Origin of the sequence: Sphingomonas sp., from assembly GCF_035758555.1 — a bacterium.
Classification (GTDB): Bacteria; Pseudomonadota; Alphaproteobacteria; order Sphingomonadales; family Sphingomonadaceae; genus Sphingomonas_B.
Genome location: NZ_DASTXI010000063.1, coordinates 1 through 2,543, shown reverse-complemented (window position 1 = coordinate 2,543; position 2,543 = coordinate 1). Strand labels below are relative to the sequence as shown.

The 2,543-nt window shown below is 66.2% G+C and carries 4 protein-coding genes; all 4 read right to left on the bottom strand.

Annotation, left to right across the window (positions count from 1 at the left end; genetic code table 11):
* Nucleotides 1-50: 50 nt before the first annotated feature.
* Nucleotides 51-188 carry a hypothetical protein gene (locus VFT73_RS03680; RefSeq protein WP_326408802.1) on the bottom strand — a complete coding sequence of 46 codons (138 nt, stop codon included), beginning with the start codon at nucleotides 186-188 and terminating at the stop codon, nucleotides 51-53.
* A complete protein-coding gene (nuoF, locus tag VFT73_RS03675; RefSeq protein WP_326408801.1) occupies nucleotides 185-1,510 on the bottom strand; it encodes an NADH-quinone oxidoreductase subunit NuoF in 1,326 nt (441 codons plus the stop codon). The genes VFT73_RS03680 and nuoF overlap by 4 nt, the downstream gene beginning before the upstream one ends.
* A gap of 139 nt (nucleotides 1,511-1,649) precedes the next feature.
* Complete coding sequence (locus tag VFT73_RS03670) at nucleotides 1,650-1,796, bottom strand: hypothetical protein (protein WP_326408800.1); 147 nt, start codon at nucleotides 1,794-1,796, stop codon at nucleotides 1,650-1,652.
* A gap of 172 nt (nucleotides 1,797-1,968) precedes the next feature.
* Nucleotides 1,969-2,543, bottom strand: a 575-nt coding sequence (locus VFT73_RS03665) for an NAD(P)H-dependent oxidoreductase subunit E (RefSeq protein WP_326408799.1), incomplete at its 5' end; no start/stop codon positions are given.

The following is a 2,543-nucleotide window of genomic DNA, read 5'->3' as shown; positions in this document are numbered from 1 at the left end:
GGCGGCGATGATCGAAGCGACGCCGATCGCCAGCAGCGCATATGCGTGTTTCATTGCCCCTCCCCGTTCTTGTCGCGCTTCACCGTGCGGTCGATCTGCGTCACGCGCGGGCCGCGGCGGAGACCGCGGGCGGCGAGCACGACAATCATCACGATCGCGACAATGACGATGATCGTCTGCGTGCTCATTCCGCCGCCTCCAGCATGGTGCGCGCGGAGCGCTCGGCGATTCGGCGCTCGAGCTCGGGACGGAAGTGGCGGATCAGGCCCTGGATCGGCCAGGCGGCGGCGTCGCCAAGCGCGCAGATGGTGTGGCCTTCGACCTGCTTGGTGACGTCGAGCAGCTTGTCGATCTCCGCGACCTCGGCATCGCCGACGCGCAGCTTCTCCATCATCCGCCACATCCAGCCGGTGCCTTCGCGGCAGGGCGTGCACTGGCCGCAGCTTTCATGCTTGTAGAAATAGGAGATGCGGCTGATCGCGCGGACGATGTCGGTGGACTTGTCCATCAGGATCACGGCGGCCGTGCCCAGACCGGAGCCAAGCGCCTTCAGCCCGTCGAAGTCCATCGGCGCGTCAAGGATCTCCTCGGCCGGCACCAGCGGGACCGAAGAGCCGCCGGGAATGACGGCCAGCAAGTTGCTGAAATCCTCGGCGTTCTTGCCGCCGCGGATACCGTGGCCGTGACGCGTGATCAGCTCGCGGAAGCTGATCCCCATCGATTCCTCGACCACGCACGGCGTGTTCACATGGCCCGACAGCTGGAACAGCTTGGTGCCCTCGTTCTTCTCGCGCCCGATGCTCGCGAACCAGCTCGCGCCGCGGCGGAGGATGGTCGGAACGACGGCGATGCTCTCGACATTGTTGACGGTCGTCGGGCAGCCGTAGAGCCCGGCGCCGGCGGGGAACGGCGGCTTCAGCCGCGGCCAGCCCTTCTTGCCCTCCAGGCTGCTCAGCATCGCCGTCTCTTCGCCGCAGATGTAGGCGCCGGCGCCGCGGTGGACGAAGCAGTCGAAGTCGAAGCCGCTGCCTGCAGCATTCTTTCCGAACAGCCCTGCTTCATAGCATTCCGCAACGGCGCGGCGTAACACCTCGGTTTCCTGGATGAATTCGCCGCGGATATAGATGTAGGCGGCGCGCGCGCGCATCGCGAAGGCGGCGATTAGCGCGCCTTCCAGCAACTTGTGCGGATCGTGGCGGATGATCTCCCGGTCCTTGCACGACCCGGGCTCGGATTCGTCGGCGTTGATGACCAGGAAATTGGGTTTGCCCGGCTTGGGCTCCTTGGGCATGAAGCCCCACTTCATCCCCGTCGGGAACCCCGCGCCGCCGCGGCCGCGAAGCCCCGACGCCTTCACGGTATCGATGATCGCATCCTGCCCGATAGCCATCAGCGCCTTCGTATCGTCCCAATCGCCGCGCTGCTGGGCAGCCTTCAGGTACGGCGACTGAAAGCCGTAGACGTTGGTGAAGATGCGGTCCTTGTCCGCGAGCGGCCCGGTGTAGCCCATCAGGCACTAACCTCCCCCTCTCCCCTGTGGGGAGAGGGCAGGGTGAGGGGGTACGACGGCAGAGAGAAGTGGCAAACGTCGAGCCCCCTCTCCTCAATCCTCTCCCCGCCGGGGAGAGGAAGCTGTGTAGCGAGCATCGTCATTTGAGCCGCTTCGTTCCGAACTTGTTCTGCGCGAACATCACGATCGCGACGCAAACCGCGACCACGATCGCGATCTTGAGCAGCTTCAGCAGCAGCCCGATGACGAGAATGCCGATGATCACGGCGATGACGAGGCCGATCATAAGCGCGCCTCCAGTCCCTCTCCCCTCAGCGGGAGAGGGACCGCCGACGCGAAGCGGCGGCAGGGAGAGGGTCCGGCGTAGGAGAAGGACGTCCCCTCTCCCCGCTCGCGCTGCGCGCGAGTCGACCCTCCCCCGCAAAGGGGGGCGGGCTCAATTGCCATGATAGCGAACATCACTGCGCGCCCTCCTTCGCCGGTGGGCCGGCGGTCGGGGTCCACAGCGGGCGGTAGTCGTAGTTGCGCTCGGCCATTTTCTTGAGCGTCGTCGGACCACCGACGGGGCAGCTGGTCTGGCGGTCGATCTGCGGGCCCGGCTTGGGCGTCTTGCCCGCGGCGAGGGCGTCGAGGATCGCGCCCATGCTTTCCTCGGTCAGATCCTCGTAATTATCGTCGTTGATCTGCACCATCGGCGCGTTGGCGCAGGCGCCGAGGCACTCGACCTCGGTCAGGGTGAACATGCCGTCCCCGGTCGTGTGGCCCTTCTTCAGCCCCCGCCTGTAGCAGGCCTCGAACACGTCGTCGGAGCCGCGCAGCATGCACGGCGTCGTCCCGCACACCTGGACGTGGAAGCGGCCGACCGGCTCCAGGTTGAACATGGTGTAGAAGGTCGCGACCTCGAGCACTCGGACGTAAGCGACGTCGAGCTCCTTGCCGACGAACTCCATCACCGGGATTGGCAGCCAGCCCTGCGTATTCGTCTCGGCGCCGACCTGGCGCTGGGCAAGGTCGAGCAACGGGATCACCGCCG